Source organism: Aquirufa regiilacus (assembly GCF_032470275.1).
Classification (GTDB): Bacteria; Bacteroidota; Bacteroidia; order Cytophagales; family Spirosomataceae; genus Aquirufa; species Aquirufa regiilacus.
This window is the reverse complement of record NZ_JAVNWW010000003.1, coordinates 97,634-124,511: the sequence shown is the minus strand read 5'-3', so window position 1 is coordinate 124,511 and position 26,878 is coordinate 97,634. Positions and strand designations below refer to the sequence as shown.

The 26,878-nt window shown below is 43.5% G+C and carries 20 protein-coding genes and 1 tRNA gene; 10 read left to right on the top strand and 11 right to left on the bottom strand.

What is annotated here, in order from left to right:
* Nucleotides 1-6: 6 nt before the first annotated feature.
* From PQG45_RS08100 to PQG45_RS08090, 3 genes are all read right to left on the bottom strand, one after another.
* Nucleotides 7-1,077 carry an Mrp/NBP35 family ATP-binding protein gene (locus PQG45_RS08100; protein ID WP_315577150.1) on the bottom strand — a complete coding sequence of 357 codons (1,071 nt, stop codon included), beginning with the start codon at nucleotides 1,075-1,077 and terminating at the stop codon, nucleotides 7-9.
* Nucleotides 1,078-1,119: 42 nt separating this feature from the next.
* Nucleotides 1,120-2,085, bottom strand: a complete 966-nt coding sequence (locus tag PQG45_RS08095) for a GSCFA domain-containing protein (RefSeq protein ID WP_315577151.1) — start codon at nucleotides 2,083-2,085, stop codon at nucleotides 1,120-1,122.
* Nucleotides 2,086-2,193: 108 nt separating this feature from the next.
* The gene (locus PQG45_RS08090) at nucleotides 2,194-3,948 is read right to left on the bottom strand and encodes a DUF885 domain-containing protein (RefSeq protein WP_315577152.1); all 1,755 of its coding nucleotides are present in this window, start codon (nucleotides 3,946-3,948) and stop codon (nucleotides 2,194-2,196) included.
* Nucleotides 3,949-4,097: 149 nt separating this feature from the next.
* Between PQG45_RS08090 and PQG45_RS08085 the strand changes: the two genes are divergently transcribed.
* Nucleotides 4,098-6,725, top strand: a complete 2,628-nt coding sequence (locus PQG45_RS08085) for an MGH1-like glycoside hydrolase domain-containing protein (protein ID WP_316070666.1) — start codon at nucleotides 4,098-4,100, stop codon at nucleotides 6,723-6,725.
* A complete protein-coding gene (locus PQG45_RS08080) occupies nucleotides 6,725-7,192 on the top strand; it encodes a RidA family protein (protein ID WP_316070665.1) in 468 nt (155 codons plus the stop codon). The genes PQG45_RS08085 and PQG45_RS08080 overlap by 1 nt, the downstream gene beginning before the upstream one ends.
* A gap of 487 nt (nucleotides 7,193-7,679) precedes the next feature.
* On the opposite strand, the gene nadA is transcribed toward PQG45_RS08080, so the two are convergent.
* Complete coding sequence (gene nadA / locus PQG45_RS08075; RefSeq protein ID WP_316070664.1) at nucleotides 7,680-8,666, bottom strand: quinolinate synthase NadA; 987 nt, start codon at nucleotides 8,664-8,666, stop codon at nucleotides 7,680-7,682.
* On the bottom strand, nucleotides 8,663-9,517 hold the full coding sequence (gene nadC, locus PQG45_RS08070; protein ID WP_316070663.1) for a carboxylating nicotinate-nucleotide diphosphorylase: 855 nt from the start codon (nucleotides 9,515-9,517) through the stop codon (nucleotides 8,663-8,665). Before nadC ends, nadA begins: the two co-directional genes overlap by 4 nt.
* A gap of 83 nt (nucleotides 9,518-9,600) precedes the next feature.
* Between nadC and PQG45_RS08065 the strand changes: the two genes are divergently transcribed.
* The 4 genes from PQG45_RS08065 (at nucleotide 9,601) to PQG45_RS08050 (ending at nucleotide 16,588) form a co-directional block, all read left to right on the top strand.
* The gene (locus PQG45_RS08065; protein ID WP_316070662.1) at nucleotides 9,601-9,927 is read left to right on the top strand and encodes a hypothetical protein; all 327 of its coding nucleotides are present in this window, start codon (nucleotides 9,601-9,603) and stop codon (nucleotides 9,925-9,927) included.
* Between the two features lie 158 nt (nucleotides 9,928-10,085).
* Nucleotides 10,086-13,010, top strand: a complete 2,925-nt coding sequence (gene secDF, locus PQG45_RS08060) for a protein translocase subunit SecDF (RefSeq protein WP_315577158.1) — start codon at nucleotides 10,086-10,088, stop codon at nucleotides 13,008-13,010.
* Between the two features lie 63 nt (nucleotides 13,011-13,073).
* Nucleotides 13,074-14,522: an APC family permease gene (locus PQG45_RS08055; RefSeq protein WP_315577159.1), complete on the top strand. Its 1,449-nt coding sequence runs from the start codon at nucleotides 13,074-13,076 to the stop codon at nucleotides 14,520-14,522.
* A 473-nt stretch (nucleotides 14,523-14,995) separates the two neighbouring features.
* Nucleotides 14,996-16,588 (top strand): peptide chain release factor 3, encoded by a 1,593-nt coding sequence (locus tag PQG45_RS08050; RefSeq protein ID WP_315577160.1) that lies wholly within the window; start codon nucleotides 14,996-14,998, stop codon nucleotides 16,586-16,588.
* A gap of 325 nt (nucleotides 16,589-16,913) precedes the next feature.
* On the opposite strand, the gene PQG45_RS08045 is transcribed toward PQG45_RS08050, so the two are convergent.
* From PQG45_RS08045 to PQG45_RS08020, 6 genes are all read right to left on the bottom strand, one after another.
* Entirely contained in the window at nucleotides 16,914-17,081 is a 168-nt protein-coding gene (locus PQG45_RS08045; protein ID WP_315577161.1) for a hypothetical protein, read from the bottom strand.
* Between the two features lie 149 nt (nucleotides 17,082-17,230).
* Nucleotides 17,231-17,398 (bottom strand): hypothetical protein, encoded by a 168-nt coding sequence (locus tag PQG45_RS08040; RefSeq protein ID WP_316070661.1) that lies wholly within the window; start codon nucleotides 17,396-17,398, stop codon nucleotides 17,231-17,233.
* Nucleotides 17,395-17,859 (bottom strand): hypothetical protein, encoded by a 465-nt coding sequence (locus PQG45_RS08035; protein ID WP_315577162.1) that lies wholly within the window; start codon nucleotides 17,857-17,859, stop codon nucleotides 17,395-17,397. The genes PQG45_RS08040 and PQG45_RS08035 overlap by 4 nt, the downstream gene beginning before the upstream one ends.
* A 255-nt stretch (nucleotides 17,860-18,114) precedes the next feature.
* Nucleotides 18,115-19,851: a phospho-sugar mutase gene (locus PQG45_RS08030; protein WP_316070660.1), complete on the bottom strand. Its 1,737-nt coding sequence runs from the start codon at nucleotides 19,849-19,851 to the stop codon at nucleotides 18,115-18,117.
* Between the two features lie 3 nt (nucleotides 19,852-19,854).
* Entirely contained in the window at nucleotides 19,855-20,622 is a 768-nt protein-coding gene (gene dapF, locus PQG45_RS08025; RefSeq protein ID WP_316070659.1) for a diaminopimelate epimerase, read from the bottom strand.
* A gap of 8 nt (nucleotides 20,623-20,630) precedes the next feature.
* Nucleotides 20,631-21,158, bottom strand: coding sequence for a DinB family protein (locus PQG45_RS08020; RefSeq protein ID WP_316070658.1), 528 nt, complete (start codon nucleotides 21,156-21,158; stop codon nucleotides 20,631-20,633).
* A 276-nt stretch (nucleotides 21,159-21,434) separates the two neighbouring features.
* On the opposite strand from PQG45_RS08020, the gene PQG45_RS08015 reads away from it, so the two are divergent.
* From PQG45_RS08015 to PQG45_RS08000, 4 genes are all read left to right on the top strand, one after another.
* Nucleotides 21,435-21,511, top strand: a tRNA-Asp gene (locus PQG45_RS08015).
* A 201-nt stretch (nucleotides 21,512-21,712) separates the two neighbouring features.
* Nucleotides 21,713-24,418, top strand: a complete 2,706-nt coding sequence (locus PQG45_RS08010) for a substrate-binding domain-containing protein (RefSeq protein WP_316070657.1) — start codon at nucleotides 21,713-21,715, stop codon at nucleotides 24,416-24,418.
* A gap of 192 nt (nucleotides 24,419-24,610) precedes the next feature.
* The gene (locus PQG45_RS08005; protein WP_316070656.1) at nucleotides 24,611-25,927 is read left to right on the top strand and encodes a sugar porter family MFS transporter; all 1,317 of its coding nucleotides are present in this window, start codon (nucleotides 24,611-24,613) and stop codon (nucleotides 25,925-25,927) included.
* Between the two features lie 4 nt (nucleotides 25,928-25,931).
* Nucleotides 25,932-26,852 (top strand): carbohydrate kinase family protein, encoded by a 921-nt coding sequence (locus PQG45_RS08000; protein ID WP_316070655.1) that lies wholly within the window; start codon nucleotides 25,932-25,934, stop codon nucleotides 26,850-26,852.
* The last annotated feature ends 26 nt before the right edge of the window (nucleotides 26,853-26,878 follow it).

The following is a 26,878-nucleotide window of genomic DNA, read 5'->3' as shown; positions in this document are numbered from 1 at the left end:
AGCTGTCTATTGTGCGTTGTTAATCGCGATTTGCTGCGCCAAATTAGCCGCAATTTGTCCAAATGCCTCTGCCGTCGGTCCTTCTTCCGCCGCAATCGGTTTTCCCGCATCGCCCGCTTCCCGAATTCCCTGTACTAAGGGTACCTCGCCTAAAAATGGAACTTTATATTTTGTCGCTAATTCCTTGCCACCATCTTTGCCAAACAAATAGTATTTATTGTCGGGCAACTCCGCCGGTGTGAAATATGACATGTTTTCGACTAATCCCAAAATAGGCACATTGATCCCATTTTGCTTGAAAAATTGCAAGCCTTTGGTCGCATCTGATAAGGCCACTTTTTGTGGTGTAGTGACGATGACTGCACCGGTCAACTTGATTAATTGCACCAAAGTCAAGTGGATGTCGGATGTTCCTGGAGGTAAATCGATTAATAAATAATCCAATTCTTCCCAATTCGTATCCCCGAAAAATTGACGCAAAGCCTGCGTCATCATCGGCCCGCGCCAAGGCACAGGGCTTTCCGTAGGGGCTAAAAAGCCCATCGAAATCAATTTAATGCCGTATTGGTTGATGGGTTGAATGCGATTTTTGCCATTGATTTCTTGCACCAAAGGTTGCATGTCTTCCGCGCCAAACATCACCGGAATCGAAGGGCCCGAAATGTCGGCATCCAAAATACCCACTTTGGCGCCTGCTTTCTTCAAAGCCATGGCTAAATTCGCCGTAACGGTCGATTTACCCACCCCTCCCTTGCCAGAAGCCACCGCAATGACATTCTTAACACCTGGAATTAAGGGATCTTGTTGTTGGATAGACGTTACCTCCGCGGTCATGTTGATGACAACTTTTAGGTCTGGATGCACTAATTTATGAATGGCGCCCTCACAATCTTGTCTGATTTTCTCCTTCAACGGGCAGGCCGGCGTCGTTAAAACAACCGTGAAGCGAACTTCGCCTACGCCCAATTCGATATCTTTAATCATCCCCAAGGTCACCAAATCCTTTTTCAAATCCGGTTCCTGTACGGTGCTCAACGCGCCTAAGATGATTTCTTTTGTTACACTCAATTCTCCCATAATACGTTCTTTCCTTTCAAACCTCAAATATAGGGCTTTGTCTTAAGATAAGGCCAATATTTGTTGGTCTATTTTTGCCAATAATTTGGACTTATCCACACCCGATTGATCCTTGTTAATTTCATTTCGAAGTCTTAATAAAATATCACGATGCTGCGCGTATTGCAAAGGATGCGGTTTGTGATTAACAGTAGCGATGATTTCTTTCCATTTTTTCGCGATATCTAAAAGGTCATCTTCGAAATGTGCCAACTTAAATCGTTCATAGATGTAATTGATGGCCTGCTCTGTCGGATGAATCATATCAGCTTGGTAAAAACGATAGTCGCGTAATTCATCCATCATGATCTCAAAGGCAGGAAAATACATCACCTGATTGGGATATTTTCTAACCAAAATATCTGCCGCAAGACGCAAGGTCGCTTTTGAAACCGTATTTTCAGGTATCCCGTCGCGGGTATGCCGAACCGGGGAAACACTTAAAATGATTTTTTGAGTCGGATTTTCTTTGATAAAGTTTTCATAGGCCAAACAAATCTCCTCCACCGTACTTTGTTTTTTGATGAATCGTACAGCGGCTTGTTTGTGACAATTGGCAATTGCCCTCCCTAAAATTTGATCTTCATAATAAAATGCCGTTCCCCACGTAATAATTAGGAACTGACTTTTGGATAAAAACTGAAGCGTTTTTGTTTTGATGTCAGTCAGTTGGGCCAAAAAGTCCGCTTCATTCTCACCCATGAATTGCGAATGAAAATCAGGATGGACATATAGTTTTCCTTGTTTATATAAGTCGGTCGATAGGATAGGCTGCAGGCTCAAGCCCCGCAAAATGCTCAAGGGATGAAATAATGTCCCCAACGCCTGGTTGGATACTTCTAAAGGCAAGTCGGCCAATCGCTGTCCCATATTTTCCGCAAAACAAGATCCGATGCATAGGATTTGGCTGTTCGGGCGAATCAGGTACGCGGTGCGAAGAATGGAGAAGTTGGTGGTAAGGTTGATCATGGGTAAATCCCCAGACTGAAGCCTGGGGTTATAAAAATATGTTGTCCCAGGTTTCAGCCTGGGGTTTTACATTTATATCCCCAGACTTTAGTCTGGGGTTTGGGGCTATTACAATCCCTTCGCCCAGCGATTCATCTTGTTTTCCATCACATCCAGTGGCATGTTGCCATCTTTCAGGATTTCATCGTGAAAGTCGGAAAGTTTGAATTTCGGTCCCAATTCCTTGCTTAGGCGCTCACGAATCTCGCGAATTTTTAAGGCTCCGATTTTATACGAAAGTGCCTGCGCTGGAATCGCCATGTAGCGTTCGATTTCGGCAACGGTTCCTTCTTCGCCAAGGGGTTCGTTGTCCATCATGTACTTGATGGCTTCCTCGCGTGTCATGTTTTTCGAGTGCATGCCCGCATCCACCACTAAGCGAATTGCTCGGTGCATTTCATCGCCCAAAGCTCCCATGTATTGGTATGGATCTGTGTATAGTCCTAACTCTTTTCCTAAACTTTCTGTGTATAGCGCCCAACCTTCTGCATAGGCCGAGTTGCCTCCGAAACGACGGAACTTTGGCATGGCACTATTCTCTTGTTGGAGACTTACTTGGTAATGATGCCCTGGAATCGCCTCATGCAAGAATAAACTTTCCATCCCGGAAGTACTATTGAATTTAGTCGCATCCAAAATAGGTACATAGAATATACCTGGTCGGGTTCCATCTTCGGATCCTTGGAAATATTCCGCGGATGCAGATGCCGCACGGAATGCTTCGGTTTGACGAACCTCAAAAGGTGTTTTGGGAACTCTACCAAACATCGTCTTCAACGCTGGTTCCATCTTTTTGTGAATGGTTTCAAATGCGGCAAGCACCTCAGCAGGTTTTTTATAGGGCATAAACTGCTTGTCCGTCCGCATGAATTCAAAAAATGCCTTCAAGTCCCCCTTGAAACTAACGCCATCTTTGATTTTTTCCATTTCCGTCCGAATGCGCTTCACTTCGGATAGACCGGTTTGGTAAATTTCCTCCGCAGGTTTATCCGTGGTCGTCAAAACGCGAATCAAGTATTGATAATATTTCGCACCATTCGGAATCGCTGAAATACCCGTGGTCGTACGGGATTTTGGTAAGTATTCCGTTTGAAGGTATTGTGCCAAACGTGCGTAGGCAGGCATGATCTCCGACTGGATTATTTGCGTGTATTCTTGCGTGAATTTCGCTTTGTCGGCCGCCGTGAAATCCTTTGGAAAATTATTCAATGGACCGTAAAATGTGCTTTGCTTGATGTCAGACACGTTGAACGATTGCAATTGCGGAATGATTTTTTGAACCAAAGCCTTTGGCAAAACAATGTTTGCTGCAACGCCTTTTTTGAAATAAACGATGCTCGAATCCATGTAAGCGGCCCCGATGTGCATGCGTTTTTCCCAATTTTCATAATCCTTTTTCGTGGCAAAGGGTTGCATCACGGAACCGCTGCCCAACTGCGCAAAGGTCAAGTGAAAGCCATAAAATTGGTTTAAGGGCATTAAATTGTCTTGGAATGTCAAGCCCTCTAAGCCCAATTCGATGTCACGCTTCAAGATATCAAAGGTGATTTGGTCATTCGCATCTAATTTCTCCCGATCGATTTCGCCTAAACTCGTTTGCGTTTTCTCCAAAAGTGCCTTGATTTTGGCACGATGCGCATCTGTGAAATCAATATTCAATTGATCGTTGTAACGATTGTCGCCATTGGCCGTCGCCGCAACGGGGTTGAGTTTCAATTGCTCCTCGTAGTAAGTATCCACAAGTGTGCTAAGTTCTTTTTTGGCATCGCCTGATTTACAGGAAACGAAGGCCAACAAGCATAATAGGTAAGTCAGTTTTTTCATTATGTTGATTTAGAATTCGAATATAAAAAGAAAGCGGAACAACAGCTGCATGCCACGATCGATTGTCCTTTTTCTACAAAAGGTAATTTCGCCAAAAATTCTATATTTGTTGTTTACTTACATATCAACACCTAAGCATTTATCAATTTATGTCAAACAAGGGAGCTGAACGCGAACGACTAAGTCTTCGTAACGACAATAAGGGGTGGAAAAAGTGGGGTCCTTACTTGACAGAGCGTCAGTGGGGAACGGTTCGGGAAGATTATTCAGCTAGCGGAAATGCCTGGGATACGATTTCACACGACATGGCACGTTCGAAAGCCTATCGTTGGGGTGAAGAGGGGATCGGGGGGATTTCCGACAATAAACAGCACGTTTGTTTCGCGTTTGCCTTTTGGAACCACCGCGATCATATCTTAAAAGAACGTTTTTTTGGCCTAACGGGCAATGAATCGAATCATGGGGAGGACGTGAAGGAATTGTATTATTACCAAGATTCCACGCCAACGCACTCCTACCAAAAAATGCTGTACAAGTATCCACAGCAAACTTACCCCTATCAAAAACTCATCGATGAAAGCAAAAAACGCTCGCGTTTAGAGCCGGAATATGAGTTGATGGACACGGGAATATTCGATAATAACGAATTTTTCGACATCTCCATGGAATATGCAAAAGGAGATGAACAAGATATATTAATTCAAGTAACGGTGGAAAACCGTTCGAAAGTCGCGGCGCCGATTACCGTGTTGCCTACCATTTGGTACCGGAATACCTGGTGCTGGGGTTACGAGAAGTATAATTATAAACCGATGTTGACGGGTGTCGGACATTCCTTCATCGAGGTGGATCACCGCGTCGTAGGCCGATTCAAATTATATGCGGAGGATGCGGATGAGTTTTTATTCTGCGATAATGAGACCAATTTTGAGCGTTTGCATGGTTCTGCAAATCTGTCGCATTTCACGAAGGATGGCATCAACGATTACGTTGTCAATAAAAATAAGCACGCCGTCAATCCGAATCACATCGGTACCAAAGCGTCTGTTCGCTATTCGGCGAAGATTCCGGCAGGTGGGAAGAAGGTATTTCGTTTGCGTTTAACTACGCTGACCTTGCGTGAACCCTTCGCGGATTTCGATGAGATCTATGCTGCGCGCTTGAAAGATGCGGATGATTTTTACGCGGATTTACAGAAAGATATTACGGACGCTAGCTTGCGTAATTTGCAGCGTCAGGCCTATGCGGGCATGTTATGGACCAAACAATGGTACTATTACAATGTCTTCGAATGGATCAAAGGGGATCCGGCCATGCCAAAACCGGATGCCTCACGGAAACTCGGTCGGAACAATACCTGGCGGCACATGTACGCCGCGAATATCCTTTCCATGCCGGATAAATGGGAATATCCTTGGTTTGCGGCGTGGGATTTGGCCTTTCATACTTTGCCCTTGGCACGTCTGGATCCGGATTTTGCCAAACGCCAATTAGCTGTTATTCTGCGTGAATATTACATGCACCCGAATGGGCAAATTCCAGCTTATGAATGGTCATTCTCGGATGTGAATCCTCCTGTTCATGCTTGGGCGACTTGGAAGGTTTATGAAATCGACAAGGAGATGAATGGGGGCAAAGGGGATGTCGTTTTCTTGGAGCGTATCTTCCATAAATTATTGCTGAATTTCACCTGGTGGGTGAATTTGAAGGATGAGGGTGGTAATAACATCTTTGGAGGTGGTTTCTTGGGCATGGATAATATTGGGGTGTTTGACCGTTCGGCACAATTGCCTACCGGAGGACATTTGGAGCAGGCGGATGGTACAGGTTGGATGGCCATGTACAGTTTGAATATGTTGCGCATTGCCTGCGAGATTGCTTTGGAAAACCCGGTTTATCAGGATATGGCTTCCAAATTCTTTGAGCACTTCTTGCACATCGCGGGTGCCATGCAGTCGATCGGTGGCGATAAATTGAACCTTTGGGATGAAGATGACCAGTTCTATTATGACATGTTGCATAAGGAAGATGGGTCTGCCGAATTATTAAAAGTGCGTTCGATGGTGGGCTTGATTCCGCTATTTGCAGTTGAGGTATTGACCTCGGATATGTTGGAGAAATTACCAGCCTTCAAACGTCGGGTGGAATGGGTGTTGAACAACCGACCGGATTTGGCGAGTTTGATTTCGCGCTGGTATGAGCCGGGCAAAGGGGAGAGTCGATTGCTTTCGATCTTGCGTGGTCACCGGATGAAGATGATTATGAAGCGGATGTTTGATGAGACGGAATTTTTGTCGGATTTTGGTATCCGTTCTTTGTCGAAATACCACAAGGAACATCCCTATAAATTTGCCTATGAGGGAGGAACCTTGCAAGTCGATTATACGCCGGCGGAGTCGACGGGCAGTATGTTTGGGGGGAACTCCAACTGGCGTGGCCCGATTTGGTTCCCGATGAATTACTTGATTTTGGATTCCTTGAGTAAGTTCTCCGATTATTATGGAGCGGATTACGAGGTGGAATTCCCAACGAATTCGGGCGAAATGATGAACATCAAAGATGCTGCAGAGGGCGTTTCGCGTCGTTTATTGGCCATGTTTGTGCCAAACGAAAAAGGCGTCGTGCCGATGTACGATGGGCATGAAAAATTACATGACGATTCCCATTTGTTCTTTGAATACTTTGACGGCGATACCGGCAAAGGATTAGGGGCGAATCATCAAACCGGTTGGACCGGATTAATCTCTGAAATTATCCTACAATTACATAAGAAATAATGCAAACACCCGAAGAACGTTTAGCGGCCTTGGGCCTTGTTTTACCACCTGCACCGAAACCTTTAGGGGTTTACAAACCCGGTTTGCAGGTAGGGGAATTCTATTATGTTTCGGGCCATGGTCCTGTGCTGCCAGATGCATCGCTGATTATCGGTCGGATCGGCGCGGAGATGGACATCGAGGCGGGGAAACTCGCTGCCCAACAAGTGGGCTTGACGATTTTAGCGACGTTGAAAGCACAATTAGGCTCCTTGAATCGCGTGAAACGCGTTATCAAGGTCTTGGGGATGGTCAATGCGACGGAGGATTTTTTGCGTCACCCCTATGTGATTAATGGCTGTTCGGAATTATTTGCCAAAGTTTGGGGCGAGGAAAATGGCATCGGTGTTCGTTCCGCAGTGGGCATGGGGACTTTGCCGGATAATATCCCGGTGGAGATTGAGGCGATGTTTGAGCTAGACAGTTAAACGTGATGTATCACGTTTAACTGTCTAGCAGTCGCTAGTCACTAGTCGCTAGTCTTTTTCTCTTTGGCAATCCTTTTAGGTTTGCCAAAGTTTGAGGCGCTTTTTGCGCCGATTCCCCAGACTGAAGTCTGTGCTTATAAAATTCTGATTATAAAGTGCAAAGCAGATTCTTTGGCAATCCTTTTAGGTTTGCCAAAGTTTGAGGCGCTTTTGCGCCGATTCCCCAGGCTGAAGTCTGGGCTTATAAAATTCAGATTATAAAGTGCGAAGCAGATTCTTTGGCAATCCTTTCAGGTTTGCCAAAGTTTGAGATGCGAAGCATCGATTTTTCAGTTGGGTTACTTATCTGCTTCGAATTAACCCATCGAGATACTCGGCGCGAAAACGCGCCTCAACCTTTGGCAAACCTGAAAGGATTGCCAAAGAGGCTTCGCAAACCTAAAAGGATTGCCAAAGGTTCCAACGTCTAACGTCTAAAGTCCAAGTTCTATTGACTAATTTCCAACATCCTTTTCAGCGCCTTATACGCCGGCACGCGGATGGATTCTTCCAAATTGATTTCAGGTAATTCGTAGTACAAGGCATTGTACAACTTCTCCAGAGTATTCATTTTCATGTAGGGACATTCAGAACAAGCGCAGGTGTTTTGCTCGTTGGCCGGTGCCGGAATCAAATGCTTATGCGGTACAGCTTGCTTCATTTTGTGCATGATGCCTGCCTCGGTTGCCACGATGAACGTGTAGTTTGGTGAGGTTTCCACGTATTTCAATAGCGCCGTTGTCGATCCTACGAAATCCGCTTCTTTCAAGATGATTTCCTTGCATTCTGGGTGGGCGATCAACAAAGCGTCTGGGTATTCCTTTTTCAATGCCGCTAATTTCTCCAACGAAATATCAATGTGCACCATGCAGGCGCCTTCCCAAAGAATCAGGTCCCGACCGGTTTTGTGTGCCACATAGCGACCCAAATTCGCATCCGGTGCAAAGATGATTTCACGATCAGCTGGGATGGACTCGACGATTTGAACGGCATTGGATGAGGTGCAAATGATGTCGGTCATGGCCTTGATTTCGGCCGAGCAGTTGATGTACGAAACAACAATTGCGTCAGGATGTGCTGCTTTTAAGGCCGCAAATTCGGATGCAGGTACGGAGTCTGCCAACGAGCATCCCGCATTGAAATCCGGAACCACCACTTTTTTCGAAGGGTTTAGGATTTTAGCCGTTTCACCCATGAAATGTACGCCACAGAAGACGATTAAATCGGCCTCCGTTTTTTCAGCGGCTTGGGACAATCCGAGTGAATCACCCACGTAGTCGGCCAATTCCTGGATTTCACCATCCACATAATAATGGGCTAAAATCACGGCGTTTTTCTCCTTTTTCAGGCGCTGGATTTCGGTAATTAACTCAACACCTTTGGGAGTCGAGCGGGCGATATACCCTACGGATTTGGCTTCGTCGATTAAATTCATTTCGCTTTGAGGCTAAGGTCTAAACTTTTCACTTGGTGCGTTAAGGCACCTACGGATATGTAATCTACTCCCGTTTCGCCATAGGCGCGGAGTGTTTTTTCATTGATTCCACCGGAGGCTTCGGTTACGAACCGACCGTCTATTTTCCGGATGGCAGCGCGGAGGCGTTCGGGGCTGAAATTGTCCAACATGATTCGCTGAACGCCGCCGATGGCCAGTACTTGGTCTAATTCATCTTCGTTACGTACCTCGATTTCAATGGAAAGTGGCGTAGGCAAAGACGCATTGTAAGTAAATGCTTTTTCCAAAGCCGCTTGGATTCCACCCGCAAAGTCGACGTGATTGTCTTTGATGAGGATCATGTCGAACAAACCATAGCGGTGATTCACAGCGCCACCAATCTTGCAGGCCCATTTTTCCGCCAAACGGAAGTTGGGCGTCGTCTTCCGCGTATCCAACAATTTGGCCCGCGTACCTTCTAATATATTGACCAAAGAACGGGTATATGTCGCAATCCCCGACATCCTTTGCATGCAGTTCAGTACCAAACGTTCCGCTTTCAAGATGGATTGCGAGGAACCTGTTACTTCCAAAACGATTTGGCCCGGTTCGATCCAAGTGCCATCGTGGATGAAGACTTGCACCTGCAAGGACGCGTCCACTTCCTTGAAAATCGCTAAAGATAATTCTACCCCAGCGAGAATTCCGCGGTCTTTCACCAGCAATTGTGCTGTTCCATTTGCATCAGCAGGGACGGTGGAAAGGGAGGTGTGATCTCCATTGCCGATGTCCTCTGCGAGGGCAGCTTGGATAAAAGCTTGTACGTAATCCGGCGCTAAATAATTGAACATGTCGATTTTTTGGAAAGGCAAATTTACGAAAATTCCATTCCGAATTGATTTCTAAGAAAATTATCCTATTTTTGCTGCTTATCATGCAAAAGAAGGTTAACGTATTTCATTTATCGTTGTTTATGCCCGTGCTGTTTTGGCTCGTGGCTAAGCCAATATCGTTCGTTAAGGCCGACCAAGCAAAGGTAAAAACGGAGAAGCAACAAAAGACGATTCAAGTCGCGGAACAGCATGTTTACCAAACAAGCTCTAGCACACAGCTCGATTTTCCGCAGGATTTTGTATTCCCTAGCCTTCAAGTAATTCTTACGAAGGTTTCTTCTACAGCCATTAAATTGCCTTCGGTGGTCCATCGGACGCAATTCATGCGCATTTTATTAACTCAATTTATTGCTACACTGGCGCCATGAAAGGCAGTCGCTAGTCACTAGTCGCTAGTCGTTAGTCGTCAGTCACTAGTCGCTAGTCGTCAGTCACTAGTCGCTAGTCAAATGACTAAGGTCTAACGTCCAATGTCCAACGTCTAAAAGAATTTTTACAATTTTTATTTTCAATTTAACTTAAAGTTATGCGTTACAAAAGTGCCATTATTTGGCTGTCTACGATTATTTCAGCCCTATGTATTTTCTTCCTTTCGTTTACGTGGAAGTCAAACCAATTAAAAGAACAAGCGATCAAGTATGCGACTACAGCCGATGGCAAAGTAGATGCAGCGAAGCGTTTGCATTTCATTGATTCCCTTTGGAAGCAACCGGTTTACATCGGATATACCTTACAAGAGGTTACGCAATATGCCTTACAAAAAGGTCTTGACTTAGAAGGTGGTTTACACGCCGTATTAGAGGTTTCTCCCGTAGAAATCTTGCGTGCCCTTTCTGGACAATCAAACGACCCGAATTTCGAGAAGGCTTTAGCAGAGGCAAGTGCTGCACAAGCGACTTCGACGTCATCGTTTAATGAGTTGTTCTACGAGGCATTTGCTCGTATTGCTCCGAAACAATCGTTGGCATCTGTATTCTCAAACTCGGTAAACCGTGGTAAGATTTCATCTACATCATCAGATGCGCAAGTAAAGCGTGTGATTGATGCGGAGATCGACGGTGCGGTGGATCGTGTTTACAAGATCATCCAAGCGCGTATTGACAAGTTTGGTGTTGCGAATCCAAACATCCAACGTTTACCAGGTTCTAACCGTATTCAAGTTGAATTACCCGGTGTAGAGAATCCAGAGCGTGCACGTAAATTATTATCAGGTGCAGCGAAATTAGAATTTGTAGAGTGTTATGAATTGAACGAATACGGTGGAGGTTTAAATGCATTAGGCGCGATTTTAGAGCGTGAGGCAAAGGCTCCAGCAGTCGCAGCTACAGCAGCAGCACCAGCAGCGAAAGATACGGCAGCGAATGCATTGGCATCTCAATTAGCAGCTCCAGCGAAAGATTCAGCAGGAAAAGCGAAGGCAGATACCTCAGGTTCTGCCTTGACGAAATTGTTTATCCAAATGGGTAACGGTATCGGTGTATACGTAAAAGATACAGCGCGTGTGAACGCATTGTTCCGTCGTGCGGACGTGAAAGGTTTCTTTCCAGCGAATTTGAAATTTGCTTGGGCAGCGAAAGGTGTTCCAGCAACAAATGGCGATGAGATCTTAGCACTAGAAGCTTTGAAACAAGCGGAAGGCCAAAAGGCTCCTTTGGAAGGTGATGTAATCACAGATGCTGCACAAGATTTTGACCAAACAGGTCGTGCAGAAGTAACGATGTCGATGAACGGAACAGGTGCTCGTATCTGGAAAAACTTGACAGGCGCGAACATCGGTCGTCGCATTGCGATTGTATTGGATGGTTATGTGTATTCAGCTCCAGTTATCAACGGTGAGATTCCAGGCGGTCGTTCTTCGATCTCAGGTAGCTTCACAGTAGAAGAAGCAAAAGATTTAGCGAATGTATTGAAAGCGGGTAAATTACCAGCGCCAACACGTATCGTGGAAGATGCATTCGTAGGTCCATCATTGGGCGCGGAGGCGATCAACCAAGGCTATATGTCGATGTTATTAGGTTTGCTTTTGGTGATCGTGTTTATGGTCGGTTACTATGGAACTCCAGGTTGGATGGCTAATTTGGCTTTGTTCTTCAACGTATTCTTCATCGCAGGTGTATTGGTTCAAATCCAAGCAGCTTTGACTTTGCCAGGTATCGCGGGTATCGTGTTGACATTGGGTATGGCGGTTGATGCCAACGTATTGATCAACGAGCGTATTCGTGAGGAATTACACAAAGGAAAAGGTTTATTGGAAGCTATCAACCTTGGTTACGAGAAAGCATTAAGTGCGATTTTGGATGGTAACATCACGACGGTATTGATCGGTGTGATTTTAATCATCTTCGGTTCAGGTTCTGTGAAAGGATTTGGAGTAACACTTTGTATCGGTTTGGTTACGTCGGTATTTTCTGCGGTTTACATCTCACACTTATTGGTGAATTGGATGGCAAAACGTGCAATCAAGGCAGGTAAAGAGAAGGAAATGACGTTTGAGACATTTATCTCACGTGATTTGTTCAAAGGCATGAACTTTGATTTCATCGGAAAACGTAAGTATTCATACTGGTTCTCTTGGTTGTTAATCGCTGCGGGTGCTATCGTTGTGATTATGCAAGGTGGTTTCAACTTAGGTGTTGACTTCAAAGGTGGACGTTCGTATGTGGTTGAGTTTAACCAAGCGGTTCCTACGGATAAAGTAAAAGAAGTTTTGGTGGATGATTTCGGAGGAAAAGGTGTTGAGGTGAAGACTTTCAACGGTCCTACGAAATTGAAAGTAACGACTTCTTATTTAGTAGAAGACGAGTCAATTACGGCGAACAATACGGTTCGTACGGCATTGGAAACAGGTTTGAAGGATTTCGCTTCAAACGCTCCGAAAGTAGTTTCTGAGTCGAAGGTAGGAGCGACCGTAGCGGATGATATCTTGATGCAATCGTTTGTATCGATTTTCTATGCCTTGATCGCGATCTTTATCTACATCTTGATTCGTTTCCGCAAATGGCAATATTCATTGGGCGGTATTGTAGCCTTGTTACACGATACCTTAGTGGTATTGGGTATGGTTGGTATCGTTCGTTTGTTCGGTTTCGAATTGGAAATTGACCAAGTATTCATCGCGGCGGTCTTGACGGTGATTGGTTATTCAATTAATGATACCGTGGTCGTATTTGACCGTATCCGTGAGGAGATCGGTGTGAATCCAGATTTGGGTAATAAGGAATTGATGATCAAAACGATCAACGAGTCGATTAACCATACCATGTCACGTACGGTGATGACGGCAACAACGGTATTCTTAGTGGTAACGGTGTTGTTGATCTTCGGTGGTGATGTGTTACGTGGATTCTCATTCGCGATGTTCGTCGGGGTTGTATTTGGTGCATATTCTTCTATTTTTGTAGCGGCGCCAATCGTAATCGACTTAGGAACATCTTCGAAATCAAAGAAATAAGTTCTCATGCCGGTTGCTCGAAAGGGTGACCGGCATTTATATATTCCAACAAATTAATCAACTATGAACAACAGTATCTGGAGAAAGAAACCCATGCACATGTTTGAGCAAGACATGCAAAAAAGCGAGCTCAAGCGCGTATTGGGAAAATGGAGCCTTACGGCGATTGGTATCGGTGCGATTATCGGTGGGGGTGTTTTTGTATTAACAGGAACAGCCGCGCATTTTCACGCAGGACCAGCTTTGGCGCTTTCATTCATTATTGCGGGTGTCGGCTGTATTTTTGCTGCACTATGCTATGCCGAGTTTGCGGCGATGTTACCGGTAGAGGGTAGTGCCTATGCCTATGCTTACGGAACCGTAGGTGAATTGTTTGCCTGGATTATCGGTTGGGGACTTATCCTCGAGTACGCCATGGGTGCGATGACCGTTGCGGTATCGTGGTCGGGGTATTTTAATAAGCTCTTACACCTGTTTGGGATACATTTGCCGGCCAACTTAACCAATGACCCGGTGTCGTTTGGTGGAGCGGCTGTGAATTTACCTGCTTTGGTGATTGTTTGGTTTGTGACTTGGATCTTGGTTAAAGGGATCAAAGAAGCAGCGAGTGCGAATAACATGATTGTTATCCTGAAGGTGGCGGTGATTTTGTTCGTGATCATCATGGGAGCGTTCTACATCAATGTAGAAAACTGGACGCCGTTTATTCCGGAGGAGACTTTGGTCCAACATGAGAACGGTGAAATGTTGCCAGCGTACGGTTGGGGTGGTATCATCTCAGGTGCGTCGGCGATTTTCTTTGCTTACATTGGATTTGATGCGGTTTCGACGCAAGCGGGTGAGGCGATCAATCCGAAGAAAGATATGCCATTTGCGATTATCGCTTCGTTGTTGATCTGTACGGTTTTATACATCGCGGTTTCATTGGTATTGACAGGGATGTTGAATTACAAGGACATTACGGGTGATGCGTTAAAGGCGCCTGTAGCATATGCATTTGAGGCATCAGGTCAGCCATGGGCTGTGTTTTTGATTACGGCAGCGGCGACGGCAGGTTTATTGTCGGTGATGTTGGTGATGATGTTGGGCCAAACACGTGTCTTCTTAGGCATGGCGAAGGATGGTTTATTGCCAAAGTTTTTTGCGGAGGTTCACCCGACGTTCAAGACACCTTGGAAATCGACGATTTTGGTGGGCGCTGTGGTTTCGATCGTGGCTGGTTTTACCCCAATTTCTTTATTGGGTGATATGACGAGTTTTGGTACCTTATTTGCCTTTACGATGGTGTGTTTAGCGGTATGGATTTTACGTTTCCGTGATCCGAATCGTGATCGTCCGTTTAAGGTTTCAGGTTTGAACATCGTGGCTCCTTTGGGAATCTTGGTGAATACCTTTTTGATTTTGAATTTAGGTCGGACAGCCCAAGTATTCGCATTAGCGTGGTTGGTGTTCGGTTTGGTGGTCTACTTCTTGTACGGCCGACCGAAGTCGCACTTGAATACGAGAGAATAATGGAAAGGCCCCTGTGTAAGGGGCTTTTTTTATGGTCCCCAGACTAAAGTCTGGGGTTATAAATAGCCCTAGGCTTTAGCCTAGGGATTTGGGAGCCCCATCATCCCAATTTTATAACCCTAGGCTTTAGCCTAGGGATTCCAGCCGAAGGCTGTGTGGGCGATATCCTATCTTCGTGTCTCCAGACTAAAGTCTGTAGAGCCCCAGACTAAAGCCTGGGGTTATAAATAGCCCTAGGCTTTAGCCTAGGGATTCCAGCCGAAGGCTGTGTGGTGATGTCCTATCTTCTCGTCCCCAGACTAAAGTCTGTAGAGTCCCAGACTAAAGTCTGGGGTTTTTAACAACCCTAGGCTTCAGCCTAGGGAATCGATGCTGCGCATCTCAAACTTTGGCAAAGCTTGGAGCTTTGCCAAAGAGATAAAGGTTTGCCAAAGAGCTATTTTTGGCGTATTTTTGCAGCTTGATTTATCATTATGCAAAAGATTGACGCGGAAATTGCCAAACGACGGACCTTTGGTATCATCTCTCATCCCGATGCGGGGAAAACGACCCTGACGGAAAAATTGCTACTCTTCGGAGGGGCCATTCAAACGGCTGGGGCGGTGAAATCGAATAAGATTAAGAAGGGGGCGACCTCCGACTTTATGGAAATCGAGCGCCAAAGAGGGATCTCGGTGGCGACGTCCGTGATGACGTTTGAGTACAATGATGTCAAAATCAACATCCTGGATACACCCGGTCACAAGGATTTTGCGGAGGATACGTATCGGACGTTGACAGCCGTGGATTCAGTAATTTTGGTGATCGACTGCGTGAAGGGTGTCGAGGAACAAACGGAGCGTTTGATGGAAGTATGTCGCATGCGCAAGACGCCGGTGATTATTTTTATCAACAAGATGGACCGTGAGGGCCAAAACCCGTTTGACCTACTAGATGAATTAGAACAGAAATTAGGCATCTCGGTGCGTCCTTTGACCTGGCCGATTAACATGGGCCAAAACTTCAAAGGCGTTTACCATTTGTTGGATCGCTCCTTGAACTTGTTCTCAGCGAATAAAACGAAGATTGAAAAGAATGTCGTGGCGGTTGATATCGCAACGCCGGAATTGGATGCGCGTGTGGGTGAGCGTGATGCGAACCAATTGCGTGAAGATGTGGATTTGATTGAGGGCGTTTACGAAACCTTTGACAGAGAAGAATATTTAAGTGGGGAGTTGGCGCCCGTGTTTTTTGGCTCGGCGGTCAACAACTTTGGTATCCAAGAATTGTTGGATACGTTTACCAAAATCGCTCCGCCGACGCAAGCGCGTGGGACGGATGTGCGTTTGGTGGAACCCAATGAAAAGAAATTTACCGGATTCGTGTTCAAGATTCACGCGAATTTGGATCCGAAACACCGTGACCGGATTGCGTTCTTACGTATATGCTCGGGCGTGTTTCATCGCAATACCTTTTACCAACATATTCGTTTGAAGAAGAATGTACGCTTCGCGAATCCGTACAATTTCATGGCCCAGGATAAAGAGGTCGTGGAGGAAGGATTCCCGGGGGATGTAATCGGTTTGTACGATACGGGTACGTTTAAAATTGGTGATACGCTGACCGAAGGGGAGGTAATGAATTACCAAGGAATCCCGAGCTTCTCGCCGGAGATTTTTAAGGAATTGATCAATTTGGATCCGATGAAATCCAAGCAATTGGAGAAGGGGATTGACCAGTTGACCGATGAAGGTGTTGCCCAATTATTTACGCAGCCCCAATTGGGTAATCGGAAGATTGTGGGAACGGTAGGAGACCTGCAGTATGAGGTAATCCAGTATCGCTTGGAGCATGAATATGGCGCGAAATGTCGCTTTGATGGCATGTCGGTGACAAAGGCTTGTTGGATCACCTCCGAAGACCCGAAAAAACTGCAAGAATTTGTGCGTTTAAAAGGCCAAAACATCGCACAAGATAAAGATGGCAATTACGTGTTCTTAGCGGACTCCGACTGGATTCTTCGCATGAACCAAACGAATAATCCCGAGATTGAATTCCACTTTACGAGTGAGTTTAAGTTGGCATAGCCCCTTTGGCAATCCTTATAGGTTTGCCAAAGGTTGAGGCGCTTTTCGCGCCGATTCCCCAGACTAAAGTCTGGGGTTAATAATAACCCTAGGCTTTAGCCTAGGGATTCCAGCCGTAGGCTGGTGGGAAGTCTATATCATGGAATCATGCTGGTCTACTGTCTGTAGACCCCGGGTTAAAACCTGCAGAGCCCCAGACTAAAGTCTGGGGTTATTAATAACCCTAGGCTTCAGCCTAGGGATGGATCGCGCCGAGTAACTCGATGATTTAATACTTGGTATGTGGGTGACCCATAGGTATGAATCGATGCTGCGCATCTCTGCATTATTTAAGTTTCTCCATTTTCTCCTGAAACTTTTTACTAGCCTCACGATAATGCTGTAGGATTTGTTCATTGGAAAGGCCTTCTAACTCTTTGTTAATTTTAGCTCTTATTCGTCGAACAGATTTCACGCAATCATAGCCTTTGATCGTATCTTCAGAAGTTTTCATAGGATTTCTCTAGGTGATTTTATGGCGATGTGAGTCAAACCTCGCTGTGAATTTACAGGAATGTATCTTCTTATTCTATTCGAAAATCGGGTAATTAATAACACCTTGCTTCAGCCTAGGGAATAGACGCGTGGTATCGCGTCCCTACATTATTTGTTTTTTTTCGCCTTTTCTAAAAATTCTCGACTAGACTTTTGAAGACGTTTAAGTATTTCCTCATTCGAAAGTCCAAATAATTCCTTGCTAAGCTTTGTTTTAATTCTTCGAAATGATTTCACACAATGATAACCTTTGATAGTGCCTTCTGTAGTTTTCATAGGATTTCTCTGGGAGATTTAATGGTGATTTGAGTCAAACCTCGCTGTGAATTTATATGATTGTATCCGATAATTCTATTCGAATTTACGATATGTTTGAAGTTCCAACTAATAAGTGCATCTGCTTGATGAACAGTGGCCGCGGCTATGTGAATACAATCGTAAAGACTAGTTTCTCCTACGACTTTCTCTGTTATATATTCATGCGCCAACATTAATATTTCTTCACTTATGTGAATTTTCTCTTTCTGATTATCATTTAGGGTGTTAAATAATTTTGTTACCCGACTTGGTGCTTTCTTTAATTCTTCTTCGATTATTTCAGAATATAGGCAGATGATTTTACCTGATAGGACTTTTTCAAAAATAAGATTGGTTTCAAATAGAAATTCGTCGTCGTAATATCCACCAAAAATAGATGTGTCGAAATAATAGCGTGCAGGTACATCGGTCAGATTCATGCCTGCAATTACTTGCTATTTGAAATGGAATAGAAGTATAAAACTGATAATGAAAATCAGGTTCTTGGTTAAATTTAAGCGTTTCGCTAGCCTTGGACTAGAATCCCTAGACTAAAGTCTGGGGTTAAAATACCCCTAGGGACTAGACGCGATGTACAATAATCGGCGCGAAAAGCGCCTCAAACTTTGGCAATCCTGTAAGGTTTGCCAAAGACAAAAAAGGATGCCGAAGAAAAAACCTCTTCACTCTTACCTCTAAACTAACCCAAGATCCTTCTGAATCACCCCAACCTTCTCCTGCAAGGCAGCAAAGGTCTTGTCGAAATCAGCTGCGGATGCCAAAGGAGCATTCACCGACACATAGAATTTAATCTTCGGTTCCGTGCCCGATGGACGTGCGGAGACTTTCGATCCGTCGGCGAGGATGAGTTGGATCACGTTGGAGGCTTCGATGCCGCGGCCAACCGCGATGGGTGTTTGGATTCCCGTAACCAAATCTGTTGAGATTAAACCCTCATAATCTAAGACCGTTACCGGTTTAGAACCCGCCACGGATGCAGGAACGTTCGAACGCAAATTGATCATCATTTGCTTGATCTCTTCCGCGCCAGCTTTACCCTTTTTGGTTAAGGAGATAAGGCCTTCGTAATAGAAATTATTCTCGATGTACATTTCGGCCAAGAAGTCGAACAGGGATTTGCCCTGATCTTTCGCGTAAGCCGTTAATTCTGCGATCATGGCACAAGAGGCCACCGCGTCTTTGTCGCGGACTGCATCGCCAATTAAATAGCCGTAGGACTCCTCGCCACCGCCGATGAACTTTTCTTTGCCCTCCAACTCGCGGATCACCTGCGCGATGTATTTAAAGCCGGTCAGCGTGTTGTAGCAAGTCACGCCTTTGGACGCACACATTTTATCGATCAAATCCGTGGTCACAATCGTTTTGGCCACAAATTCATTGCCCTTCAAATCCGTTACTTTCAATAAGTAATACAGGATCAAACTGGCCATTTGGTTACCGTTCAACAGTACCCATTCGCCGTGTTGGTTCTTTACCGCAGCTCCCACGCGATCCGCGTCAGGGTCTGTCGCTATGACTAAATCTGCATCGATCGCTTTGGCTGTATTCAAGGCCAAAGTCATCGCTTCCTTTTCCTCCGGATTCGGATATACGACGGTTGGGAAATTGCCATTGGGAATTGCTTGCTCTTCCACGACCGTAACCGCCTCAAAACCTAATAAGTCTAGTGCTTTGGGGACCAACGTAATCCCCGTTCCATGGATAGGAGAGAAGACGATTTTGAGGTCTTTTTGTCGTTGGATGACGTCGGGCTTCCGACAATTATCCTTAATAGTTGTCAAATAAGCCGCATCGATCGATTCGTCTAATAAGTGCAATAGGGAATCATTGCCCTCAAATTTAATATCAGCTACCGTGGAAATAGCATTCACCTCCGCCACGATGTTCTTGTCATGCGGCGCTACGACCTGCGAGCCATCAGCCCAATAAGCCTTGTAGCCATTGTATTCCTTTGGGTTATGGGATGCGGTGATGACCAAACCGGCTTGGCAGCCCAACTCGCGTACCGTGAACGATAACTGCGGGGTAGGACGCAAAGCAGGGAAGAGGTAGACCTCAATGCCATTCGCAGTGAAGATATTCGCTGCGATGCGCGTGAATTCCGGGGAATTGTTGCGGGAATCGTGGGCGATGGCTACTTTGATTTTTTGACCAGGCAGACATTTGTTCAGGTAATTCGCAAAACCTTGTGTCGCTGCACCCACGGTGTATTGATTCATGCGGTTGCAACCCACGCCCATCTCGCCGCGCATGCCGCCCGTCCCAAATTCCAGGGATTTGTAGAAGGAATCCGTCAAAGCGGTCTGTTCGCCGGCAGCGATCATCGCTTGGATTTGTGTTTTGGTTTCGGCATCGTAGGGGCCGTTTAACCATTGGTCGATGTTTGCTTGGGTCGTTGCGTCAAATGTCATATCCTAAATTTCTCCGGTAAAAACGTGTTTGGCTGGGCCAATTAAAAATATTTCGGTGAATCCGTCCGTGCTGTTTCCTTCGAATTGCACGGCTAATTCGCCGCCTAATGTCTTGATTTGAATGGGGCTATGCATGCCTTTGGTGGTATTGGATACCAAAGCCGCTGCCGTCACGCCCGTTCCGCAGGAATAGGTCTCGTCTTCCACGCCGCGCTCGTAGGTTCGAACGAAGAGGGTTTGGGGATCTAATTTCTCCACGAAATTCACGTTGGTGCCATTTTGGCCTTGATAAGCCTCCGAATAACGAATCGCTGCGCCGATGTTCTTCACATCCGTGAATTGCACCTGTTGGACGTAACGCACCACATGCGGCGAGCCAGTATTCGTAAAATAATCGTCATCGTGTTGGGCGATATTCGCCACATCTTGCATCTGCAAGGAGATTGTTGAGGGTGTAATGTAGGCCAAATGCGGGCCATCCACCGCGATAAAGTGTGCTTTTTCTTGTACGATGCCTAAATCTGCGGCAAAGCGGACCAAACAACGGCCGCCATTTCCGCACATCGTTCCCTCGGTGCCGTCGGAATTAAAATAAACCATGCGGAAATCGTAACCCTCAGCCATTTGGAGCAACATCAAGCCATCCGCACCGATCCCAAAACGGCGGTGGCACAAAGCCGCAATCGCTGGGGTATCGAGGTTAAATGCCTGATTTCGGTCGTCGATGATGACGAAATCATTTCCGGTTCCTTGGTATTTGTAAAATTGCATGACCTAATTTAAGAAAAATGTGGCAAGTATCGTGTTTGAATTATGTTATAATGGTGTTTTTCGTGTCCAGCGATCATCCAGGCCCAGGCACGTGCGCTCGTCGCTTTGCCATTCGCCTGGCCCATTTGGTTCCATTGCTTGGTGGACAGGGAGTGTAGGAGTAGGGTGGTTGCCGCTCGGGTGGCCTTGTATTGGGCGAGAATTTCGTGGGGGTCTTGGGTTTCGTATTCGGAGGCCAACTGGTATTCATTCTCGTCAAAGCCCGGCAAGTCAATTTTTTCGCCTCTTGAAATCGCCAAAACGCGGTAGGACACGATGCGCTCCGTGTCGACCATGTGGCCTAATAAACCCTTTAGGCTCCATTTGCCCGCCTCGTACGCAAACTCCGCTTGGCCTTTTTCGAGCTTTTCAAACAGATCGATTATTTCGGCCGATTGGTTTTTCAAGACATCGAATAAATTCTCGTCGGCCTGAAAGTTCATGTATTCGGCAAAATAGGGGGCATTGGGGTATTCGTAGGCGGCTGGGAAATGCATGATGTGTTGGGTTTATTCGCTTACCTTGGGCAAAGCGCAAAGGATTGCCAAAGGTACAGGGGAAAATGGAAAAAGGGAAGGGGCGGGACTGATAAAGCGAATCAAGAAATTGATTTTTTATTTAGGGGTAGCTCGTATTCTTTCTCTGCCAAAGTCGTGATTTTCAGTTGGATAAGTAGCCCCATTCCCTCGAACCCTAATTTTTTATCATTTTTTTTCATTCATCTATTGCATCCAAGCAGAATTTCCCTAATTTTGTGCCACCAAATAACAAACGGTCCGGTAGTTCAGTTGGTTAGAATACATGCCTGTCACGCATGGGGTCGCGGGTTCGAGTCCCGTCCGGACCGCCAACTACGACTTAAGTCTCTGATTTTTCAGAGACTTTTTTTATGCCCGTTGCTGAATGGGGCGCTATAAATAAATTCTATTTTTATTTAAAGTAAATATTCCTTCACTTTAAGACTCCTGATTAAATATACTTTGTAACATTATTCATAGTATTTGTCTCTTTTTCATAAGTATATTTAGGTAGGATTCCCCAATTTTATTGAATGAAGACTTTTATTAATTCGCTTCTTTTAGCTTTTATTATTCTGATTGCTAATTCATGTTCCTTCAAAAAAGAATACAAATACCGTATTGTTTTTTTACAATGCTGCCACGATGATTGGCGAAATGTGATGAATAGTGAAATGAGAAGGGAGTTGGCATTTCATCCAGATATTAAGTTTGAAATCATTGAATCGTATAGTGACACTAAAAAGCAATTAGAACAGATTAAGGAAATTGATAAGCAAAAAATTGACTTATTAATTATTTCTCCCAACGAATCCAAGTCCTTTTCCACTGCTATCGATGAAATATATAAGTCGGGGATTCCAGTAATTTATGTTGATCGAAAAACTAATTCCGAACAATATTCTGCCTTCATTGGAGCAGATAACTATGAAATAGGAAAAACGGCAGGCAGGTTTATCGCTAGTCAGTTTAAAGGTCGAGGTAATGTCATTGAATTAGAATTGGAAATGACCTCTTCACCTGCCATCGAAAGAAATCGTGGATTTAATGAGGCTATTAACCTTTATCCCGAACTGAATAAAGTGGCGACTCTCGAAGTCAAAAATATCGAATTAGATATAAATAAGAAATTAGCAGGTACATTAAAAAATCACCCTGAAACGAATATTATTTTCGCGCACACTGATTTTTTAGCATTATCTGCCTATCGGACGGCCCAAAAATTAGGGAAAGCAAAAGACTTATTCTTTGTTGGTATTGATGCAATTCCGGTGATAAATGGTATGCAATTGGTTAAAAATGGCACATTAAATGCCACTTTATTGTATCCTACGGGTGGCGCTGAGGTAATCCAAACCGCTGTTAAAATTCTAAATAGACAAGCCTATAATAAAGAAACGAAGCTTTTGACAAATGTGATAACATCTGATAATGTCAATATTATGTTATCCCAAATCCAGAAAATAAAAGAACAACAAGTTGAAATTGAGCGAAAAACATTAAAAATTAATGATTTGAATAAAACCTACTCAACCCAAGGAAACCTTTTATATTTTATAACTGCTTTGCTTACGGTTATGGTTGTTTTAGGGGTTTTCCTGTATTTTCTTTTAAATGAAAAACAGCAGTCTAATCGAATTTTAGAAGAGCAGAATTTGGCAATTCTCGAACAAAAAAATGAAATAGAAAAAGTGTCTCTTTTAGCAAAAAAAGCAACAGAAGACAAAATGAGGTTTTACTCCTATATTTCACATGAATTCAAAACACCTTTGAGCCTGATCCTTACTCCGACTGAGGATTTGTTGCAAAGAAAAAGTACCGACTTAAAGGAAATACAATTAACTCTAAAATTGATCAATAAAAATGCTTATCGCCTATTACGTCTCGTTGATCAATTTTTAGAGATGAGAAAGTTGGATGCAGGGAAAATGGAATTAGAAATTGGACAAAATGATTTAGTTGCTTTTATCAAAGATATAGTACAAGATTTTAATTTAAAGGCAAAACAAAAACAGATTGACCTTCAATTTATTAGTCCTTTTAAAGAGATTCAATTCGGATTTGATCCTGAAAAATTAGACAAGGTCTTATTCAATCTCATTTCAAATGCTTTCAAATACACCCCAGATGGGGGCTTGATTCACGTGTCAATTTTAAGAAATATAGATAAAATTGAAATAAACATTGCCGATAATGGGATCGGTATGACCCCCGAAGAAAAAGCTAATGCTTTTGATTTGTTTTACAGAGGAAACAAAAATATTTCTTTAGGAACAGGATTAGGCTTGGCTCTTTCACAAGAGTTTGTTGCCTTGCACAAGGGAGAAATCACGATAAATTCAGAAAAAGGCAAAGGGACCACCTTCAGAATTGTACTTCCTATCATGGAGGTAAAGCACCTTTTGTTAGATAATCCTGTACTAGTTTCTTCTAAAAATAATACTGAATTTGAGGAGGATAGTGCTCCCTTAGAAAAAATCAGTACAAAACCCGCGTTTGAGAATACGCTAATCGTGATTGAAGATAATCATGATTTAAACCAATTTTTAACCCAAAAATTAGAGAAAAGCTATACAGTAGTGGCTACGGATAACGCAGAAGATGGTTGGCAAGAAATTTTAAACTGTATTCCTGACATGATTATTTGTGATGTGATGTTGCCGGGTATGGATGGCTTCGCTTTGACGCAGAAGGTAAAATCTGATTTCAGAACCTCTCATATTCCGGTAATTTTATTGACTGCTAAAAGTCAAATTGAAAGTCAAATTGAAGGTACAAAAGCTGGGGCAGATGATTATATTTTAAAACCGTTCAACCAGCAATTATTAGAGGAAAAATTGAAAGGTTTGGTTGAAAATCGAGAACGCATGAGACGCAGATTCTCAACTGAAGTTATCCATCCCAATCAAGTTCAGAAAGGCGAAAGAAGATTTTTAATTGAATTTGAAGCATTAATCGAAAAGAATATTCAAGACAGTTCACTATCAGTCGAGAAATTAAGTCAAGAGTTAGGAATGTCCAGAGTTCAGTTATTTAGAAAAATATCTGCCTTGACAAACCGAAATGTGGCGGATTACATTGCTGATTATAAAATGCGAAAAGCAAAGATTCTCTTAAATGATCATGAAAAAAACATTTCCGAGATTGCTTACGAGTTAGGCTTCAGTACGCCAAGTTATTTTACGACCTTCTTCAAACAAAAGACAGATAAGACGCCAAGTGATTGGCGGAATAGTTAAATGTATCAATTATGGTATTTCGTGTTACAATCCTTGTATCATGGGATTTATTTCTTTTTAAATATTATGTAAAGTATTGATAATAAAGCATTTGCAAATTGTTGCAAAACTGTAAGTATTTGAAAGAATTCTAATATCCTACCCTAAAGTATTGCTCTAATTTTGATTCATTAAAAACGTAACAAGTTTGTAATGAATCAAAATATTAAAATATTTTTCTGGTCGCTCTCGGCTTCTTTGGGTGGTTTTCTTTTTGGCTTCGATACGGCCGTAATTTCTGGAGTTGAACAAACACTTCAAAAACTTTGGGAGCTCAATTCCTTAGAACACGGAGTGACCGTTTCCATTGCTTTAATAGGTACTGTTGTAGGCTCTCTAATTGGTGGTATTCTTGCCGATAAATTTGGCAGGAAAAAATCGCTTTTCATTATCGGCATTCTTTATTTGCTTTCTTCTTTAGGTACCGCTTATGCTTTCGATTGGTCGGTATTTTTAATATTCAGATTTATGGGTGGTCTAGGCGTTGGTGTTTCATCGGTCGTTGCTCCCTTGTATCTATCCGAAATCGCACCAGCTCACAAGCGCGGACGTTTGGTAGCGATGTTTCAGTTCAATATCGTTTTAGGGATATTAATGGCCTACCTGTCAAATTACTTTTTATCTGGTATAAGTGAAAATGAGTGGCGTTGGATGTTAGGAGTGCAAGCCTTCCCTTCGCTTATTTTTACCATTACGGTTATGTTAATTCCTGAAAGCCCACGCTGGTTGATACTTCAAAGAGGAGATGTTTCCACCGCACGAACTATTCTTCATTCTATTGACAAAGATGCTGCTGAGAAGATCATCGTCTCAATCCAGAAAAATACCACTAAAGCGAAAGTAGTTTTGTTCCAAAAAGCCTATAATCGGCCAATCTTGTTAGCAGTGTTATTTGCGGTATTTAACCAAGTTTCTGGTATCAATGCCATTATATATTTCGCTCCTCGCATTTTTGAAATGGGAGGTATTGGTAAAGATTCGGCTTTATTGTCTTCGGCGGGAATTGGGCTAATGAACCTCATTTCTACATTGTTAGGTATTTCGATGATTGATCATTTTGGACGCCGAACCTTAATGAAGGTAGGCTCCGTCGGACTTATTCTTACACTTATTTTGGTTTCTCAGGCATTATTTAGCCAACAAATGAATTTAAATGTTCCTTTTTATCTTTTCGCGTATATCTCTTTCTTTGGTTTCTCTCAAGGAGCAGTTATTTGGGTGTTTATCTCGGAAATATTTCCTAATGAAGTCCGAGCTAATGGACAAGCCTTAGGCAGTTTTACACATTGGCTAATGGCGAGTTTCATCACTTTTACCTTCCCTTATTTTGCTGAAACCTTTGGGGGTGGGATCGTCTTTGCCTTTTTTGCTTCTATGATGGTTTTACAATTGCTTTTTGTATGGAAACTCATGCCTGAAACTAAAGGAAAATCACTTGAAAACATGGATAACATAATAATTACGCACTAGAAATATGCAGATTCATAAAAACAAGATCATTTGCTTTGGCGAAATGCTTTGGGATATGCTTCCTACAGGAAAAATGCCTGGTGGAGCCCCCATGAATGTTGCTATTCAATTGAAAAATATGGGTAATAATGCTGTAATCATTAGTAGAGTAGGCACAGATGATTTAGGGAATGAATTGCTCAGATTTATAAAAGATAATGGGCTATCAACTCAATTTATCCAACACGGGAAAACGCACCTAACTGGTGTTGTGAAAGTGAATATTGAAGATAAAAATAATGTTAGCTACAAAATTGTCAAACCCGTAGCTTGGGATTATATCGGAGTAGAAAATGATGCATTGGAAGCAGTTAAACATTCGGATTGTTTCGTCTTTGGAAGTCTTTCAGCCAGGTCAGAGGAAACCTTTATTACACTTAAAAAACTCTTGGAGGTAGCAAAGTTTAAAGTGTTGGACATTAATTTACGCCCACCTTATTACAACAAAGAAACTATCACGTTTTTACTGAAAAAAGCAGATTTTCTGAAACTTAATCACCTTGAATTAGATGAAATATCAGGCTGGTTTTGTACCAAAGGGACAATTCAAGAAAACCTAAATCATTTGTCCGAATTATTTAACATCGATACGATTTGTGTAACACAGGGTGAAGATGGTGCAATGCTTTTACATCAAAAGGAGTTTTTCCATAGTCCGGGATTTGTGGTTGATGTAGTGGATACAATTGGCAGCGGTGATTCTTTTTTAGCCTCCTTTATCTCAAATTTCTTAAAAAACGTCGCCCTAGAAAATGCCTTGATTGAAGCATGTGCAATGGGAGCATGTGTGGCCACTCACCATGGAGCTTCTCCTCTAATTTCCAAAGAACAAATTCAGCTTTTAATAAATAATCATTCAGTACGAGTTCCTTTTAGTAAAGTTTAATACATACAATTAAAACAATTCAAATT

Bases quoted from the DNA above. Each gene is read 5' to 3' on its own strand.
- PQG45_RS08100 (WP_315577150.1), bottom strand. From the start codon at position 1,077: ATGGGAGAATTGAGTGTAACAAAAGAAATCATCTTAGGCGCGTTGAGC.
- nadA (WP_316070664.1), bottom strand. From the start codon at position 8,666: ATGAATTTAATCGACGAAGCCAAATCCGTAGGGTATATCGCCCGCTCG.
- secDF (WP_315577158.1), top strand. From the start codon at position 10,086: ATGCGTTACAAAAGTGCCATTATTTGGCTGTCTACGATTATTTCAGCC.
- PQG45_RS08010 (WP_316070657.1), top strand. From the start codon at position 21,713: ATGAAGACTTTTATTAATTCGCTTCTTTTAGCTTTTATTATTCTGATT.
- PQG45_RS08045 (WP_315577161.1), bottom strand. From the start codon at position 17,081: ATGAAAACTTCTGAAGATACGATCAAAGGCTATGATTGCGTGAAATCT.
- PQG45_RS08020 (WP_316070658.1), bottom strand. From the start codon at position 21,158: ATGCATTTCCCAGCCGCCTACGAATACCCCAATGCCCCCTATTTTGCC.
- PQG45_RS08065 (WP_316070662.1), top strand. From the start codon at position 9,601: ATGCAAAAGAAGGTTAACGTATTTCATTTATCGTTGTTTATGCCCGTG.
- PQG45_RS08035 (WP_315577162.1), bottom strand. From the start codon at position 17,859: ATGAATCTGACCGATGTACCTGCACGCTATTATTTCGACACATCTATT.
- PQG45_RS08005 (WP_316070656.1), top strand. From the start codon at position 24,611: ATGAATCAAAATATTAAAATATTTTTCTGGTCGCTCTCGGCTTCTTTG.
- PQG45_RS08095 (WP_315577151.1), bottom strand. From the start codon at position 2,085: ATGATCAACCTTACCACCAACTTCTCCATTCTTCGCACCGCGTACCTG.
- nadC (WP_316070663.1), bottom strand. From the start codon at position 9,517: ATGTTCAATTATTTAGCGCCGGATTACGTACAAGCTTTTATCCAAGCT.
- PQG45_RS08090 (WP_315577152.1), bottom strand. From the start codon at position 3,948: ATGAAAAAACTGACTTACCTATTATGCTTGTTGGCCTTCGTTTCCTGT.
- PQG45_RS08000 (WP_316070655.1), top strand. From the start codon at position 25,932: ATGCAGATTCATAAAAACAAGATCATTTGCTTTGGCGAAATGCTTTGG.
- PQG45_RS08040 (WP_316070661.1), bottom strand. From the start codon at position 17,398: ATGAAAACTACAGAAGGCACTATCAAAGGTTATCATTGTGTGAAATCA.
- dapF (WP_316070659.1), bottom strand. From the start codon at position 20,622: ATGCAATTTTACAAATACCAAGGAACCGGAAATGATTTCGTCATCATC.
- PQG45_RS08080 (WP_316070665.1), top strand. From the start codon at position 6,725: ATGCAAACACCCGAAGAACGTTTAGCGGCCTTGGGCCTTGTTTTACCA.
- PQG45_RS08055 (WP_315577159.1), top strand. From the start codon at position 13,074: ATGAACAACAGTATCTGGAGAAAGAAACCCATGCACATGTTTGAGCAA.
- PQG45_RS08085 (WP_316070666.1), top strand. From the start codon at position 4,098: ATGTCAAACAAGGGAGCTGAACGCGAACGACTAAGTCTTCGTAACGAC.
- PQG45_RS08030 (WP_316070660.1), bottom strand. From the start codon at position 19,851: ATGACATTTGACGCAACGACCCAAGCAAACATCGACCAATGGTTAAAC.
- PQG45_RS08050 (WP_315577160.1), top strand. From the start codon at position 14,996: ATGCAAAAGATTGACGCGGAAATTGCCAAACGACGGACCTTTGGTATC.